General features: G+C 37.4%; 15 protein-coding genes. 7 read left to right on the top strand and 8 right to left on the bottom strand.

The features are described 5' to 3' along the window. The first annotated feature begins 52 nt into the window (after positions 1 to 52). The gene (locus ABMA76_RS09845; RefSeq protein ID WP_392910124.1) at positions 53 to 940 is read left to right on the top strand and encodes an alpha/beta fold hydrolase; all 888 of its coding nucleotides are present in this window, start codon (positions 53 to 55) and stop codon (positions 938 to 940) included. On the opposite strand, the gene ABMA76_RS09850 is transcribed toward ABMA76_RS09845, so the two are convergent. Both ABMA76_RS09850 and ABMA76_RS09855 read right to left on the bottom strand, forming a co-directional pair. Then, positions 941 to 1,195 carry a NifU family protein gene (locus tag ABMA76_RS09850; protein WP_021266260.1) on the bottom strand — a complete coding sequence of 85 codons (255 nt, stop codon included), beginning with the start codon at positions 1,193 to 1,195 and terminating at the stop codon, positions 941 to 943. A 1-nt stretch (position 1,196) separates the two neighbouring features. Continuing rightward, a complete protein-coding gene (locus ABMA76_RS09855) occupies positions 1,197 to 1,901 on the bottom strand; it encodes an RsmE family RNA methyltransferase (protein ID WP_392910126.1) in 705 nt (234 codons plus the stop codon). A gap of 79 nt (positions 1,902 to 1,980) precedes the next feature. Between ABMA76_RS09855 and ABMA76_RS09860 the strand changes: the two genes are divergently transcribed. Together ABMA76_RS09860 and ABMA76_RS09865 are read left to right on the top strand one after the other, a co-directional pair. After that, entirely contained in the window at positions 1,981 to 2,925 is a 945-nt protein-coding gene (locus ABMA76_RS09860; protein ID WP_392988971.1) for a DEAD/DEAH box helicase, read from the top strand. Further along, positions 2,913 to 3,710 (top strand): DNA repair protein RecO, encoded by a 798-nt coding sequence (locus ABMA76_RS09865; RefSeq protein ID WP_392910130.1) that lies wholly within the window; start codon positions 2,913 to 2,915, stop codon positions 3,708 to 3,710. Before ABMA76_RS09860 ends, ABMA76_RS09865 begins: the two co-directional genes overlap by 13 nt. Here the strand turns inward: ABMA76_RS09865 and ABMA76_RS09870 are convergent. The 6 genes from ABMA76_RS09870 to ABMA76_RS09895 form a co-directional block, all read right to left on the bottom strand. Beyond that, complete coding sequence (locus tag ABMA76_RS09870) at positions 3,705 to 4,592, bottom strand: hypothetical protein (protein WP_392910132.1); 888 nt, start codon at positions 4,590 to 4,592, stop codon at positions 3,705 to 3,707. The two genes, ABMA76_RS09865 and ABMA76_RS09870, sit on opposite strands and share 6 nt — an antisense overlap. Beyond that, positions 4,574 to 5,005 (bottom strand): FixH family protein, encoded by a 432-nt coding sequence (locus ABMA76_RS09875; protein WP_392910133.1) that lies wholly within the window; start codon positions 5,003 to 5,005, stop codon positions 4,574 to 4,576. The genes ABMA76_RS09870 and ABMA76_RS09875 overlap by 19 nt, the downstream gene beginning before the upstream one ends. Then, positions 5,005 to 5,391, bottom strand: coding sequence for a hypothetical protein (locus tag ABMA76_RS09880; RefSeq protein WP_393061482.1), 387 nt, complete (start codon positions 5,389 to 5,391; stop codon positions 5,005 to 5,007). The genes ABMA76_RS09875 and ABMA76_RS09880 overlap by 1 nt, the downstream gene beginning before the upstream one ends. A 2-nt stretch (positions 5,392 to 5,393) precedes the next feature. Beyond that, positions 5,394 to 5,915, bottom strand: a complete 522-nt coding sequence (locus ABMA76_RS09885) for a redoxin family protein (protein WP_392910137.1) — start codon at positions 5,913 to 5,915, stop codon at positions 5,394 to 5,396. Positions 5,916 to 5,979: 64 nt separating this feature from the next. Continuing rightward, positions 5,980 to 6,240 (bottom strand): GIY-YIG nuclease family protein, encoded by a 261-nt coding sequence (locus ABMA76_RS09890; RefSeq protein WP_392910139.1) that lies wholly within the window; start codon positions 6,238 to 6,240, stop codon positions 5,980 to 5,982. Continuing rightward, on the bottom strand, positions 6,240 to 8,693 hold the full coding sequence (locus ABMA76_RS09895) for a DUF3656 domain-containing protein (protein ID WP_392910141.1): 2,454 nt from the start codon (positions 8,691 to 8,693) through the stop codon (positions 6,240 to 6,242). Before ABMA76_RS09895 ends, ABMA76_RS09890 begins: the two co-directional genes overlap by 1 nt. A gap of 304 nt (positions 8,694 to 8,997) precedes the next feature. Between ABMA76_RS09895 and ABMA76_RS09900 the strand changes: the two genes are divergently transcribed. The 4 genes from ABMA76_RS09900 to ABMA76_RS09915 all read left to right on the top strand — a co-directional run bounded on the left by ABMA76_RS09900 (position 8,998) and on the right by ABMA76_RS09915 (position 15,688). Next, entirely contained in the window at positions 8,998 to 10,317 is a 1,320-nt protein-coding gene (locus tag ABMA76_RS09900; RefSeq protein WP_392910143.1) for a glycine--tRNA ligase, read from the top strand. Between the two features lie 63 nt (positions 10,318 to 10,380). Next, positions 10,381 to 13,032, top strand: a complete 2,652-nt coding sequence (ppdK, locus tag ABMA76_RS09905; RefSeq protein ID WP_392910145.1) for a pyruvate, phosphate dikinase — start codon at positions 10,381 to 10,383, stop codon at positions 13,030 to 13,032. After that, the gene (locus ABMA76_RS09910) at positions 13,032 to 13,919 is read left to right on the top strand and encodes a hypothetical protein (protein WP_392910147.1); all 888 of its coding nucleotides are present in this window, start codon (positions 13,032 to 13,034) and stop codon (positions 13,917 to 13,919) included. Before ppdK ends, ABMA76_RS09910 begins: the two co-directional genes overlap by 1 nt. An 86-nt stretch (positions 13,920 to 14,005) precedes the next feature. After that, positions 14,006 to 15,688 carry a hypothetical protein gene (locus ABMA76_RS09915; RefSeq protein WP_393061484.1) on the top strand — a complete coding sequence of 561 codons (1,683 nt, stop codon included), beginning with the start codon at positions 14,006 to 14,008 and terminating at the stop codon, positions 15,686 to 15,688. Positions 15,689 to 15,692 lie beyond the last annotated feature (4 nt).

The raw sequence follows: 15,692 nt of genomic DNA on the forward strand, positions 1-15,692 counted from the left end.
TTGTATGAATGGACTTCTCGATAAGTAGTAAAAAGCTTATCGAGGAGTCTCAATGCATTTAATTCTTATCTTGCTTTATCTCGTTCTATTTTCTTGTAGTAGTACGACACAATCACCAACAGTTAAATACCTTCAAAAAGAAACGATCGTTAGACATAAGTATTCTTCAAATCACGTAAGAATTTTCAGTGAAAAGGCTTCGGTTGGAGAGCATCTCGTTATCCTACCTTCGCTTGGTAGAGGGGTCGAAGATTATACTGAGAAATATAAATCGACTCTGACAAATCGTTTTGTCCAGGCAGGTTATCAAGTTGTTTTAATTCAGCCGCGTGGTATCGGAAAAAGTTCTGGGAAGCTAAGTGGAAAAAGTACGACTATGCTAGAGCTTGTTGATGACATAAGAGACACTCTTGATCAGTTAGGAATTGAAGAAATTTGGCTTGTTGGCCATGCTTTTGGAAATAGACTAGCACGAAGCTTCACAACATATTACCCTAAGTATGTTAAAGGTCTGGCCCTTCTTGCTGCTGGTGGCAATTATCAAATGACTAGTGAAGCACAGAATTGTTTGAAGAATTCTTTTAATATGCGCCTACCAAAAGATAAGCGATTAGAAATGATTAGCTGTGCATTCTTTGCAAAAGGAAATGATGCTTCTATTTGGCTAAATGGGTGGTTCCCACAACTCGCGGCCGCTCAAATTCATGCGACCTCTACTATCGATGCAAATAAATATAAGATGGCAGCAGGAAAGAAGTTTTTGGTTGTCCAGGCCAGTGAAGACTTTATCGCTCCTCCTGAGTTTGCCGGTAAGGTATTAGCTAAAGAGCTTGAGGATCAGGTAACTTATAAAGAGGTCGAGCATGCTGGGCATGCTCTAACGAGTGAACAACCAGATGAAGTTGCTGAGATCGTAATAGAGTACTTTAAGCAGTACTAATTACATAAATGGATTATCACCTTTTGAGTGATCTGTTACATCGACAACTTCAACAATATCTGGAAAATTTTGTTTTACAAGTCTTGCAACACCATCAGTAAGAGTTGCTTGTGAAGCAGAGCAACCTTGGCAACCACCAGTCATCTTTACGTAGAGCTTATCATTATCGTAATCAATTAATTCGATATTTCCGCCGTGGGCAGCGAGTGCTGGCCTTACTTGTTCATCAAAAAGTTTTTCAATTTTTCTAAGCATATTAATTCCTATCCATTAATTGGTTTAAGTGGCCAAGGATTGCGATTGAAGCATTTTCCACTCTCATAATTGAAGGGCCAATGCTTATCTCTTTAAAACCAAGATTTTTAAATTCGTTAATCTCTTGGTTAGTCCATCCACGCTCAGGTCCAATGGCCAATTGTAATGGTCTTTCGATATCTATTTTAACATCTTTTAACTTGATTGTGGCATAAGGTGAGAGAATAAATCTTTGAACACCTTGTGGTTGCATATCTTCGTATTGATAAGTCTTCTTAAGTTTAGGTGCCTTGTAGAAAACAGCTGACTGGCTTACTCCAAGTTCAGATAGTTCTTGAAAACGTTCGTAAACTTTAGAAGTGAGGTAGCTCTTATCACTTAGAATGGCCTTAAAGATATGAAAGCTATCTGCCCCCATTGCACTACAATGCTCGAAAACTTTCTTCATCGTAGGTGGCCTTGATGCCGCAATGATTAACTCAATAGGGTAGTGAAGTCCTGGACGAATCGTGCCAATTTCTACCTCAACAATCGCGTCGATAATATTGCTTACCTTAAGAGTCGTTAGTCCTTGCTCAAGAATTGTTCCCTTGAGTTCATCACCAATCTTTACTTTGACAACTTCACGTAAATGTCTCGATTGCTCTTGCGTGAGAACAACTTTTGAGTCGCGAATTTGATCTTTTCTTATTATGACAGAGTTCATCTTCTTTAATTTTAATGAGTTATAGCTTTAATTCTTTTACCACTTCTTGCACCTCTTGGGTATGGATTTTAAAGCAACTTTGTCACAGATCGTCAATAGAGAGCACTCATTCACATTATTTATGGCCCCAATGGGCTGGGGGAAAACAAGACTTATTTGGCAATTATTAGAAGACTTTGAAAGGATTATTATCGTCTCTCCGTTGCGTTCAATTCTGGAAGATTTGAAGGAGAGGGAATGTGTTGTGGATAATATTTCTGACAAGGGAATCTTTTTAACAACTGTGGAGTCACTTTCTAAGGATGATCTTAATTTTGCTTTAAAATCCAACTCCCTTTTTGTATTAGATGAATTTCATCTCTTTTACGAATGGGGAGAGTCTTTTCGTCCGAGGTTACTTGATTTCCTTTATCAAATCTCATCTTCTAAAAATACCAAAGTGATAGGACTGAGTGCAACTATTACAGATGAGTTGTATCGTGTGATCGAAAGGGATGTTGAAAATAACTTTAAACACTTTTGTTTTCTTAATATTGGAAACTTCCAAAAGAAGAATATGTATAAGAAGAAGCGGATGTTGATTCGGCCACTTCTTCTGCTAAAACTTATCTTAGAACAATTACTCTTTGAAAGGGGGAGAACCATACTCTTTTGTTCATCACGAAAAGAAGTCTTCTTTTGGCACAAGTTTTTTAAAAGATTAGGCATTTCATGTGATTACTGTGTAGGGGGAGAGGTTAAAGACTTTGTGGCCAGAGAGAATAAAAATCCTGCAGATTTGATTATTGCCACTAGTGCTTTGAGCCATGGAGTTAATTTACATGGAATTGAAAATATTTATATTAGCTATAAGCCTAGTGAGTCCACAAATTTTCAAATGATCGGTCGTGGTGGTCGTTTTGGGGAAGAATTTCAATATATTGGTGCCATCGAGAAAGGGAAGAAGTGGTGGGAAAGAATTCACTACAAGATATGTAATTATCTCTTTATAATGAGTCAGGACTTATTATTATGGTTGAATTAGAAGGTATTCTCATTAACAAGATACCATATCAAGACAAGCACTTGATTGGAAACTTACTCCTTAGAAACGGAAATAAAATTTCTGTGATGTTCTATGGTGGGCAAGGTGGTGGAAAGAAGAAAGTTTCTTCTATCTTACAAATAGGTTACCTTTTTAAAGTTGGCTTCGGTCGAGTTAAGAGCAGTTTTGAAATCTTAACGAGTAAGGATCATGTCGAAAAATGGTGCCATAAGAATATTTCTCACAGTCCAATGGCCTTCTACTTACTTTGTTTCTTCTGTGAACTGTGCCAGTCATTTGCTCCACAAATTACACATAAAGACGATCTTGATTTAAATGAGAAAAGTCATGAGGGAATTTTTCGCCTTCTTTCAAATGCCATCTTTCGCCTAGAGAGCCGAGTGTTAGTTAGTGACTTTAATGCCAATCATGAGTTATTCATTTTTCTTGTTAAGGCAATGGTTGAGCTTGGGATCTTTCCACGAACAGAGACTTGTGCTGTCTCGGGGGTCGAAATTGGTGATAATGATTTTGTTTCTCTCTCAATTGAGCAAGGTGGCTTCATTCACTTTTCTCACTTAAGCCTAGAGGAGCAAAGACTAGTAAATGGACAAGAAGGTAAAATACTTAGAAGCGAAATGCTTAATGTAGCCGCCAGTAAGTATTCAGAGTATCAAGTCAGTACGCAAATTCAAAAATCTGATTTAAACCAACTTGTTAATTATATCTGTTATCACCAGCACGTTCAGCGCGAGCACTATAAGTCTTTAAGTTTACTCTTATAGGTCTTCAAATACTTTGTAAGTAAGTGAGATGGCCTTTGCTAGATTTGTATTCTTTGCTACATTTAAGATTGTCTCATCTGAATAATTTAGAACAAGTGAACTTCTCGTAAACATATATGAGTAGTTAAAGCTTGTTGAAAGATAGTACTTATTTTCACCTTCAATATCATCGATTTTAACGGCACTATCTTGCCAATACGTTAGGGAAGTTCCAATGCGCATTGTTGCGTTTGGATTATATCCAAGACCTAAAGAAGACGAATACCCAAATCCTGGCTCAACTTCTTTATTATCAATTGTTCTTGTAAAACCATAGTGTCCTTCTAGGGTTACAGAGTAGTCGTAATCGTAAATAACTTTAAAGAGAGCAAGGCCTAGAGTTGACTCATAGACTCCTCGGCTAAGTGAGTCTGATAAGAGGGGATCGTCATAACTATATATAGAGTTACCATTTGGGATTAGCTGTTTGAAAAATAGAAAGCCACGAGGCTTTAAAAGATTGTAAGTGAGTTCTGGTAAAAATTCCCAAGTAAGTTGAAAGCTTGGGTCGACTACTTCAGTGGTACTAGTTTCTTTTAGCGAAGACTCTACTGTTCTTTTTTTGACTGGAATATCAATGGCGATTTGAAAATAGCTGTCAATGAGGTAGCTACCTTTTAACGCGACAGTTTCAGTAACTTCATTCTTAGAATTAATATTATGAATCTTGCCATCAACTCCTGCTTCACTTGTTACTGCAGAGTTTGCATAGTTAATTTTTGCTTCCCATTGGTGGTCACCTAAAATAATATTTGGAATATTTGCGCCACCGCCGCAACATGAAGATGCATTAGTCGTTAGTGAAAAGAAGAATGTCAGTAGAATTAGAGTGTAAGTGGCCATGAGACAGTGTCGTATAAGTTTCCGTTATCTTTTAATTGTAAGTGAAAGTCCCAAAGACCACCCATTGTGAAATAGATGTCAGTTAGTTCATAGATTCCTGTCGCAACCTTCGCTACAGTAATTGGATAGGATCCATGCCCCATGTCTGGCATCCAAATATATGCCGAAAAATCTCCAATCGGATCCTTAAGGTTACCTGCTGAATCTTTAAATGTGATCGTGATCTTTGAGCTATCGTAGAGCAGTGGCCCTTTTTCCCATTGTCGAGAAATTGTCAGGGCCTCTGTATTAAATTGTAATTCATTTGTAATATTATCACGTCCACCAACTAACTCTTTCAGGTCGCCAGAGAATGGAGATTTTCCACAACTTGTGAATAGTAAGAATAAAAGTGTCAGTGATAATAATTTCATTACTTCTTAAGCTCCACATCAATTGCAGCAAAGTCACCATTTAGTTCAAAACGAACTTGCCAATAACCTTTCATGTGACCCATGAAGAATTTTGCATTTCCATTGATTAGTTGATCTTCATCAAATGACCAAGAAATAGCTGGTCCACCGTGTTGGTGACCGTTTGCCATCATCATCCATACATAAACTTTAAGATCTTCTGGAGATACTCTTTCTCCTGATTGTTTATCATAAACAATTGCTTCAAATGCTGAAGGCTTTCCATCAAATGGCCCGTTAGTCCACTCGATATCAACACATAGATTTTGTGTTTCAATTTCATAAGGACATGCCATTATTGAAGCTGTTATAACTAGTACAATTAATGCTTTAAACGAATTTAACATATTTACCTCGCGATATAGCACCCAAGTGCCTTTGATTCTTTAAATGGTAGTTCTTTATTTTTTTGTAATGCTGTTAGCACATCATTTAAGTAGAATTTTGAAGACAGCTCAGGACTTCTCTTATTTGTAACGGCCCCTTGGTAGATAACTTCCTCTTTTTCATTTAATAAGAAGACATGAGGAGTTTTAAGAGCATTCATTTTATTTGCGTACTTTAGGTCTTGATCAATGAAGATAGGGAAGTTGATTTTGAATTGATCAAAGTATTCAAGTGCCTTTTTCTTGCTGATATGTTTATTAGAGCTAAAACCAATGAACTCAAAATTGTTAAACTTCTTTGCAAGAGAGTTAATGTAGTCGAATTGTTTTTGTGAACAAGGGCAACTAGGAGAAAGAAAAATAAGAACTTTCTTTTTACTCGTTAGAGAAATTTGCTTCTCTTGATGAGTTGATAAATCGTAACGAACTTCAGTAAATGCCCCAAACGTTGCGCTTGAGATAAGGAGTACAATTAGTAATTTCATAGGTGTTATTTATAAAATCTCTAATTGAAGTACAAGTAATCAATACCCTGGTAGGTATTAATTTTTACGATTTCTTGATTAAAGTCAGCTTTTGAGGACGAGTAAGCTTCTTAATCTGAGCTTCTCGTTTGCTCGCGCTTGAGCGATTTGGGTGTTCTTCTGTAAAACGAATTTTTTTAGGTGGGTTGGCCTTGGTGAACTTCGCACCTTTTGGGTCATTCTTATGTTCTTCAAATCTTCGCTCTACATCAGTTGTAATACCAGTGTAGAGCTTTCCATTCTGTGTTTCAATAATGTAGACAAACCACTTGTCGGCCTTTGCCATTAATTCTTTCTCGCTTGATATGTATCTTCTTTCATAAGCATTCCCGTACCAATTCCGTACTTCTCTTGAGTGCCTAACATAGACTTTAACTCATTAGTGGAAATCTTTCCATTAAAGAAATTAAGATAGCTTTCAAGCTTATTCTTTAGTTTCTCACCATGTTCGTTTAAAAGTTCGACTCTAAATTGAGAAACACCTTTAGCAATGAGTTCATCAATTAGGTCTGTTGAACTCTGTGCAATAGCATTGAACATTGTATTTCGACACTCTTGATCGGCCTTAATAAAGTGCATATTTCCAAATTGGTCTTTGAGTTCCACATGGTGCTTTTCACAAGGTTTCCCACAGTCTTTAAATGACGATCCTTCAGATAAGAAAGCTGCATATACACAATGTTCCATATGAAAGCTTGGCATATATTGGTGGATATTAACTTCTATTCTCCCAGCATCAGTACTTGCAAGAAGATTTTCCAACTGCTTCGCATTTAAATCATATGATGATGTTAAGGTTTCAAAACCTTTATCTAGTAAGTAATTGGCCGTTTGTGAGTTGGCGACGTTTAAAGAGAAGTCACCCTTAAGTGGAATATCACATTTAGACTTTAAGTATTGGTAAGAACCAAGATTACGACAAAGTATAAAGTCTGGTTCTAATCGAGTTAAAACATTTAAATGATGATACTCTTTTGGTTTCAAAATTCTATTCGTAGCAATACCAACTTTACACTTTGGAAGTTGCTTTAATAGCTCTAATGAGGGCTTGTAATCCTTTCCAAATTCAAAATCTAATGTGATTAGAAGTCTATCGTAGTCACAACTCTTTAATACTTCAAAAGTTTCTTTTACTTGATCAATATCTCTAAGAAGAAAATTTAAAGTAATGTCTGTTTCAGAAATATCTTTCTTTGAGAGATTGTAAGGTTGGGGCAGGGGAGCTTTAACTGAGACTCTTTTGTTGTTCAATTCTTCAATGGCCTCTTGTCTCATTTTCTTTAGCGACTTTGAGTGAATAAATGGAGACTTCTCATTTGTTATTAACTCAAATTTTGAAGTAGCATAGATTGTGCGAGATAAGGCACAGGCGTCTTTTTCAACTTTTTCAAAATCTGCTGGCTTTCTTGCTTCTTCAACTAAGTCTTCGCTTTCAATTATAACTTGGTTAAATCCATCGTTAATTTTATATGTCAGCTTTTCGCCAACATTTGCAATTAGTGTTATTTGAACTGGAATACGCTTTTGCTTATTGATATCGCTAATTAAAGACTCGCTCTCTTTTGCTACTTTTGGATCTGAGTTTAAATAGATGTCCATTCCTGGGCGAACTTGCTTCCATTTAAAATCGTGGGCAAGTGAAAGGCTTACGCGTTTTCCTTTTCTTTTTACACCAAAGATTGAAGATCCAATTTCCAGACCCTTGTTATCATCGCATATCGCAACCCCCATTCCATTTTCTAATTCTCGGTCAGTATCGATTTCTAAAAATGGAGGAGAAACTTTTTTTACCTTTCCAAGCTCTATTCCTCGGTGAGCACCGTAGTGACCTTTAACAAGCTGTTGATGGTCTACACCGTGAAGCCATCCTGAAAAGAGTCCACGTGAATATGTGAGTGCCATATTATCGAGCTCTTTTTGTCCGACTCTCTTTCCTTCAAGTTTTGCTTTAAATGCACTTGCAGCAGTCGAAACATAGGCCGGACCCTTAAGACGTCCTTCAATTTTAAAAGAGTCAATTCCCATATCTTGGAGCTCATTGACTTCTTCGATTCCACAAAGGTCTTGAGGAGAAACAAGGTAGCTCATCTTACGGCCGTGCTTTGTGAGGTCTTCTTTCTTTCCGTCCACAAACATTTCGTAAGAGAAGCGACAGCTTTGGGCACATTGGCCACGATTCGCGGAACGCCCTCCAATACTTTCCGAAGTAAAGCATTGACCAGAGTAGGCAACACATAAAGCTCCATGAGTGAAGACTTCAAGTTCACGTTGCGTATTTGATCTGATCTCTTTAATTTCTGGAATTGAGTTTTCGCGTCCTAGTACGAAGCGCTTGATATCAAGATCTTCTAAGAATGCGATATGATCGTGGTTAGTCACAGTCATTTGAGTCGAGCCGTGAATAACTTGCTCTGGATAAAGTTGTCTAACAATATTTGCTAGTCCGATATCTTGAATGATTAGGGCATCTGGGCCTAAGGCCACAACTTCATTTAACCTTTCAATGGCATCTGAAATTTCTTCTTCAAAAATTAGTATATTAAATGCGACGTGAACCTTAACTCCATAGAGGTGGCACATATCGATGATCTCTTTTAATTCATTAACGGAGTGGTCGTGAGTTCTACCACGAGCATTGAAGCCTGGCATACCAACATAGATGGCATCCGCACCACCGTGAATTGCCGCAAGGCACATTTGCATATTGCCCACAGGGGCGAGAATTTCTGATTTTTTCATGACCTGCTTTTAACACGAGAGCAAAAGGTACGCGATACCAAATCGTGATTTCAGTAATTTATATATAGAAAATAAGCGAATTTATGACAATTCTTCGCAATTATAAAAGCTACTTATCTAACTCAAGAGTCGTTATTAGGCGGTACTTATAAACTAGTCGATTTCCTATTCATTTCAATAAAAATTGACGCATAAGTTAGTAATATTACGGAAAGGTGGCGCGTACCTTAATGGGAAAATAATTAGCCGTTCGGCATTTCAAAAGGTATACTTTGTGCAATTATTTACCATAATAGGGGGCATTGTGTCAGAAAGTAATATTAAGGACATGCAGCAAATTGTTAGTCTAGCTAAACGCCGTGGATTTATTTTCCAAAGTTCGGAAATTTATGGCGGTCTATCTTCTTGTTGGGATTATGGCCCATACGGAATTGAGTTAAAAAGAAACTTAAAGAATAAGTGGTGGAAGGCCATGACTTTACGTTCAGATATCGTTGGTGTTGATGCTTCAATCTTCATGCACCCACAAGTTTGGAAAGCTTCAGGTCACGTTGATGGCTTCAATGACCCAATGGTTGATTGTAAGCAATGTAAGTCGCGTTTTCGTGAAGATAAAATTGATACATCAGCTCCATGTCAAAACTGTGGAGTAGTAGGTGAGTTTACAGAGCCAAGAGATTTCAACTTAATGTTTAATACGCAGATGGGGCCTGTTGAAGATTCATCAGCGAAGGTTTACTTAAGACCAGAAACAGCTCAAGGGATTTTCGTAAACTTCTTAAATGTTCAATCAACAATGAGAAAGAAACTTCCATTTGGTATCGCACAAATTGGGAAAGCATTTAGAAATGAAATTACTCCAGGTAACTTCATTTTTAGAACTCGTGAATTTGAACAAATGGAAATGCAATACTTCATTAAGCCTGGTACTCAAATGGAGGCCATGGAGCAGTGGAAAGAGATTCGTTGGAATTGGCACTTATCAAATGGACTACGTCCTGAAAATTTAAGATGGCATCCACACTTAGGAGATGAGCTTGCTCACTACGCTGATGCTGCTGAAGATATTGAATATAAATTTCCACATGGTTGGGATGAGATGGAAGGGATCCACTCAAGAACTGACTTCGATCTACGTCAACATGAAGAGTTCTCAGGAAAGAACTTAAAGTATACAGATCTACAGGATGGAAATAAAAAATATCTTCCATACGTTCTAGAAACATCTGTTGGTTGTGATCGTTCACTTCTAGCAATTATGTGTGATGCTTTTAGAATTGAAAATGAAGGTGATAAAGAGAATGAAAGAGTGGTAATGAAATTCCATCCATCTCTTGCTCCTGTTAAAGTTGCTGTTCTTCCATTAACGAAGAAGTTAAATGAGCCAGCAACAAAATTATTTAATGAGCTACAGCAAGAATTTGCTGCTGAATATGATGTCGCGGGTTCAATTGGTAAGCGCTACCGTCGTCAAGATGAGATTGGAACTCCATTTTGTATCACTTTTGACTTCGATTCATTAGATGATAACGCTGTTACAATCCGTGACAGAGACTCGATGAATCAAGAGCGTATTGCCCTCGATCAAGTTAAAAACTATTTAAGAGATAGAATCTACATTTAAAATATTTTTTTGAAAGGCCACAGATTCGTGGCCTTTTTTCTATACTAAGCAAGGAGCGCAGTTATGAGTAAATGGGTTTACTCGTTTTCAAAGGAAAAAACTGAAGGTAATAGAAGCATGAAAAATCTTCTAGGTGGTAAAGGTGCCAACCTAGCTGAAATGTCTGCTCTTGGATTACCGGTCCCTCCAGGTTTTACAGTTACAACTGAAGCCTGTATCGATTATCAAAAAGCAAACACGATAAATGAAGAAATTAAGTCTCAAGTTGTTGAGGCCCTAAAACTTGTTGAGTCATCAACTGAGAAAACATTTGGTGGTGGAGAGAATCCACTTCTCTTCTCTGTTCGTTCTGGAGCTAGAGTTTCGATGCCTGGGATGATGGATACTGTTCTTAACCTAGGTCTAAATGATGAAACAGTTGAGGCCCTTGCTAAGAAGTCTGATAATGAAAGATTTGCATGGGATTCATATAGAAGATTCATTCAAATGTATGCCAATGTTGTTATGGGGATGAGTCACTCTCTTCTTGAGTCAACTCTAGAGGACTTAAAAGAAGCAAAGGGTGTTGACTCTGATACAAAATTAGATGCAAGAGACTTTAAAAACTTAGTTAAGGTTTATAAGCAAATTATTGCTCAAGAAACTGGAAAACAATTTCCAACAGATCCAATGGAACAATTATGGCTAGCAATTGAGGCCGTCTTTGGATCTTGGAATAATCCACGTGCAATCAAGTATCGTCAGTTAAATAATATTCCAGGTGACTGGGGAACTGCAGTCAATGTACAGGCCATGGTTTTTGGAAATATGGGTGATGACTGTGCAACAGGTGTTTGTTTCACTCGTGATCCATCTACTGGAGATAAGAAGTTCTTTGGTGAGTATCTTGTTAATGCTCAAGGTGAAGACGTTGTCGCTGGGATCAGAACTCCGGCACCAATTAATGAATGTTCAAAGAATGATTCAAATAGAAATGAAAAAACTCTTGAAGAGTATATGCCTAAGGCATTTGCTGAACTTACAGATCTTTATCAGCAACTAGAGAAACATTACAAAGATATGCAAGATATCGAGTTTACGATTGAGGCAGATAAGCTTTATCTACTACAAACTCGTAATGGGAAAAGAACAGCAGCAGCCGCTTTGAAAATCGCTGTTGATCTTGAGAAAGAAGGTATTGTGACGAAGGAAGAAGCAATTATGCAAATCGATCCTGAAGCACTAAATCAACTTCTGCACCCAAGACTTGATCCAGATGCAACGAAGAATATTATCGCTAAAGGTCTTCCTGCTTCACCTGGCGCTGGTGCAGGGAAGATTGTTTTTCATTCAGACGATGCAACAAGTATGAATGAAAATGGTGTGAAAGTTATTCTTGTTCGCCAAGAAACTTCACCTGAAGATATTGCGGGAATGGCCGCAGCTCAAGCAATTCTAACAGCACGTGGTGGGATGACTTCTCACGCGGCCGTTGTTGCACGTGGAATGGGGAAGCCTTGTGTTGCTGGATGTTCTGAAATTTTAGTTGATAGTAAAAATCGTACAATGATTGTTGGCGATAAAAAATATGTCGAAGGTGACTTTATTACACTTGATGGTGGAACAGGTGAAGTTATTGAAGGTGAAGTACCAACTCTTGATGCTGAAATTAATGCTGACTTTGCTGAGTTCATGTCTTGGGCAGATGAGATTAGAACGTTAAAAGTTCGCACAAATGCTGATAACCCTGAAGATAGTGAAACGGCCGTAAAATTTGGTGCTGAAGGTATTGGTCTTTGTCGTACAGAACATATGTTCTTTGAGCCAGAAAGAATTCTTGCAGTTCGTGAAATGATCTTTGCTGATTCAACAATTCAAAGAGAAAAAGCTCTTGCTAAACTTCTTCCGTATCAGAAAGAAGATTTTAAAGGGATCTTTAAGGCCCTTGATGGTATGCCTGTTAATATCAGACTTCTTGACCCGCCTTTACACGAGTTCTTACCTCATTCGGATGAAGAGAAGAAAGAACTTGCTGAGTATATTGATGTAGAAGTAAAAACTATTGAAGATGGATGTGAAAGGCTTCACGAGTTTAACCCAATGCTTGGTCACCGTGGTTGTCGTTTAGGTATCACTTATCCAGAGATCTATACAATGCAGGTTACTGCTATTACTCAAGCTGCTCTAGAGTCTCTTACTGAAGGGATTGATGTAAGACCTGAGATCATGGTTCCTCTTGTGGCAACAGCTAAGGAGTTATCAATTCTTAGAGAAATCTTAGTGGCAACGATTGATAAGACTAAAGGAGATAAGGAGTTTAAGTATAAGCTTGGAACAATGATTGAGCTTCCACGTGCAGCGATTACAGCTGCGGAAATTGCAGATCATGCAGACTTCTTCTCTTTTGGAACAAATGACTTAACTCAGACAACTTTTGGTCTTTCTCGTGATGATGCTGGACGTTTCTTAACTGAATATATTTCAAAATCAGTTCTTCCAAATGATCCATTTGTTTCACTTGACCAAGAAGGTGTTGGTTACCTTGTTAAGTTTGCAACTGAGCAAGGACGAAGTGCTAATAAAGATATTCACGTTGGAATTTGTGGTGAGCACGGAGGGGAGCCTCAATCAATCGATTTCTGTCATAGAATTGGTTTAGATTATGTATCTTGTTCACCATACCGAGTGCCGATTGCTCGTCTGGCAGCTGCTCAGGCCGTGATTCGCAATAAGTAATGTCGATAGAAGAATTAACAAAAAAAATAAAAGCAGAGTTTGGCAGTTATAATTTTAACTGCCTTGCTTTTTCTTATATTGATTTCAAGAATGATTCGTATGAAACATTTTCTTTTTTCGAAAATCCTTTTTTAAAAGGTCAAAAAGTTTATTTTGACTTAGCTTCTTTAACAAAACCCCTAACTCTTGGCTTTGCTTATTTAAAGAAACCTGAAATCTTTTCTGAAGAGATGAAGCTTCTTTTAAATCATCGAGGAGGACTAAATTCATGGGGAAGACTTTCATTCGAGAATTGGCGAGAACAAATTCTCTCTTATCCAATTAAAGAAAGTGAGACTCTTTATTCTGACTTTGGCGCTCTTAGGCTTCAACTTGAAATTGAAAAGAAGCAAGATCTTTATGACCTTGTCTCACCAATGTGGGATGAAGAAATAAAGCACTGGCTTGATATTGGAGATGAGGTTTGTGTTCCTACTGGCCGTCGAAATAGAGAGAGTATCGATGGGGAAGTTCATGATGATAACGCTTTTGTTATCGCTGAAAAAGTTTCTCATGCTGGACTCTTTGGTACGATTGATGGTGTTTGTAAAACACTCTTAAAAGCAGATGATGAATACCAATTAATAAGTAAGACGAAACGTGAAAGTGATCAGCGTTTTATTAATGGTTGGGATAGTGTGACTAGTCCTGAAACTTCTCTTGCTGGTAAGTGTTCCAATAAAGATACCTTTGGTCATCTTGGTTTTACTGGGACATCAATTTGGATTGACCCTCATTCTCAAAAAGGCGTCGTAATTCTAGCAAATGAAGTTATTAAATATTGGTATGATCGAAAGAAGTTGAGCGAAATAAGAAAGGAAATTGCAAATACTTTCTTTTGTAAGTAGTTAATTTTACTCTTTGTCTTACACCTTAAATTAAGAAATTGTTAATAATTGCCGATAAATATCAAGTATTTTATCGGAGATGAAAAATGGGACTCGTCCTTAAACAATTTCAATTATTATTTTTAGTACTTTCATTCTTATTGGTTTCTTGTCAGCAAACGCAAAGATCAATTTCTAGTATTGAAGACCAGGTTGATAATCAACCGGCCCTTTATTTGAATACAATTACAGAAGCATCAGATTTATTTGACCGAAATCTTGAAGAGTTAGTTGCTCATTATAATGTTAACCTTCAAAAACGAGTTTATGACTCGAGTGAAACCAGAGCGGTACTTATCTCGCTAGAGTCAATGGAGCTTCCGGAAGGACAGGCCTTTGCTATTGATACGGCAATCGAAGATAATGGTGTCCATGTCTTAAAAGTTATCCGTTCAACAAATGATGCGGCCATAACTAAGTCATCTAAGAGTTTGCTCTTTAACTTTCTTTCAGAAATTAATGAAAAGAAGAATATTGTAAATATCTACTCTTTCTTTGAAATTGCTCACAATGCTAAAGCAGGTGATCTTCGTGCAAAGATTGCCTTAGAAAATATAAAGATGAAGGCATTAGGAGATTCCGCAATTTATGATGAAGATCGAAAGATTATCGAAGAAGGGATCTCTGAACTAGAAAGTGATTTTAAGGTTGTGAAAAAAGAAATGAAGGCCAAAGAAACAGCTCGAAAGAGTGCAATGGCCGCGCTTGATAAAGCTGCTGAAAACCACCAACTTAAAGCATTAATTCAAAATAATGACCGTAAGGGTGTTGCTGACCTTTTAGAAAAATATCTTCCTTGGGAGCAAATGACTCCAATTGAAGACTCATATTGGAATCACATTCTTAATCGCATGCGAAACCCTATTCCTGCAAAAGATAAGGTTCTCGTCTACCGTGGGACATACGGTGACCGCCTATTTCCTCAGATTGTTGATGGCCAGGAACTCGAGTATGAAGACGCTGTAAAGAAAGCAAATCTAGGCTCGATGTCTACTATTTTAACTCGAAACCAAGGAACTTATAACCGTCGACTTCGCTCTCTCCAAACGATGTATGGAAAGAAAATTGCTTCTAATCCAAGTAATACAGATTCTAAATTCGTTGAAACAGCTCGCTTAACGACAATGCTTAAGCAGCATTCTATTGAAGCTCAAGGAAGTCCATTCCTTTCATTTACGTCTAACTTTGATACTGGCTATACCTTTGGATTTTCAATCGCAGATGACAAAACAGTTGCCGATGCTAAAGGGGCCATGGGTGCATTCTTAATCGATCCAGAACTTCTTATGTTTAATCAAATGTCTGGATTTAAGTCTGAAATGGAATACTTAGCACCATTAATCACATTTCCTGATGAAATGGTTGGCTTCTATGATGAAGACTATATGGAAAAGGTTAATCGTTCAGCTATTAAAGATGCACTTCACGATGGCCTTAAGAAAGAAATGATTAGAATTTATGGAGATACACAGGGGCCAGAAATCGCTGAAGAAATCCTTTCTCGTTCAAGCGAGTTTAATGAATATGAAAAGGCGTATCTTGTTCCAAAATTAAAAACAAATTTGACTGGGGCAACTAATGAGAACGTCGGAATTGCAAAGAAGATTAGTAACTTCTTTAGTAATTTAAAGAATAAGTTTTCCTCTTCTAGTAAGGGGAAAGTAAAAGTGATTGATGAAATGCCTAAGATTAATAATTGTTTATACGCTATTAAAAGCTTCTTACAGTAAAAGA

The organism is Halobacteriovorax sp. ZH5_bin.2 (assembly GCF_043196375.1).
Classification (GTDB): domain Bacteria; phylum Bdellovibrionota; class Bacteriovoracia; order Bacteriovoracales; family Bacteriovoracaceae; genus Halobacteriovorax_A.

Excerpts from the sequence above, each read along its gene's own strand:
- ABMA76_RS09845 (WP_392910124.1), top strand. The coding sequence starts at position 53 with ATGCATTTAATTCTTATCTTGCTTTATCTCGTTCTATTTTCTTGTAGT.
- ABMA76_RS09850 (WP_021266260.1), bottom strand. The coding sequence starts at position 1,195 with ATGCTTAGAAAAATTGAAAAACTTTTTGATGAACAAGTAAGGCCAGCA.
- ABMA76_RS09855 (WP_392910126.1), bottom strand. The coding sequence starts at position 1,901 with ATGAACTCTGTCATAATAAGAAAAGATCAAATTCGCGACTCAAAAGTT.
- ABMA76_RS09865 (WP_392910130.1), top strand. The coding sequence starts at position 2,913 with ATGGTTGAATTAGAAGGTATTCTCATTAACAAGATACCATATCAAGAC.
- ABMA76_RS09870 (WP_392910132.1), bottom strand. The coding sequence starts at position 4,592 with ATGGCCACTTACACTCTAATTCTACTGACATTCTTCTTTTCACTAACG.
- ABMA76_RS09875 (WP_392910133.1), bottom strand. The coding sequence starts at position 5,005 with ATGAAATTATTATCACTGACACTTTTATTCTTACTATTCACAAGTTGT.
- ABMA76_RS09880 (WP_393061482.1), bottom strand. The coding sequence starts at position 5,391 with ATGTTAAATTCGTTTAAAGCATTAATTGTACTAGTTATAACAGCTTCA.
- ABMA76_RS09885 (WP_392910137.1), bottom strand. The coding sequence starts at position 5,915 with ATGAAATTACTAATTGTACTCCTTATCTCAAGCGCAACGTTTGGGGCA.
- ABMA76_RS09890 (WP_392910139.1), bottom strand. The coding sequence starts at position 6,240 with ATGGCAAAGGCCGACAAGTGGTTTGTCTACATTATTGAAACACAGAAT.
- ABMA76_RS09895 (WP_392910141.1), bottom strand. The coding sequence starts at position 8,693 with ATGAAAAAATCAGAAATTCTCGCCCCTGTGGGCAATATGCAAATGTGC.
- ppdK (WP_392910145.1), top strand. The coding sequence starts at position 10,381 with ATGAGTAAATGGGTTTACTCGTTTTCAAAGGAAAAAACTGAAGGTAAT.
- ABMA76_RS09910 (WP_392910147.1), top strand. The coding sequence starts at position 13,032 with ATGTCGATAGAAGAATTAACAAAAAAAATAAAAGCAGAGTTTGGCAGT.
- ABMA76_RS09915 (WP_393061484.1), top strand. The coding sequence starts at position 14,006 with ATGGGACTCGTCCTTAAACAATTTCAATTATTATTTTTAGTACTTTCA.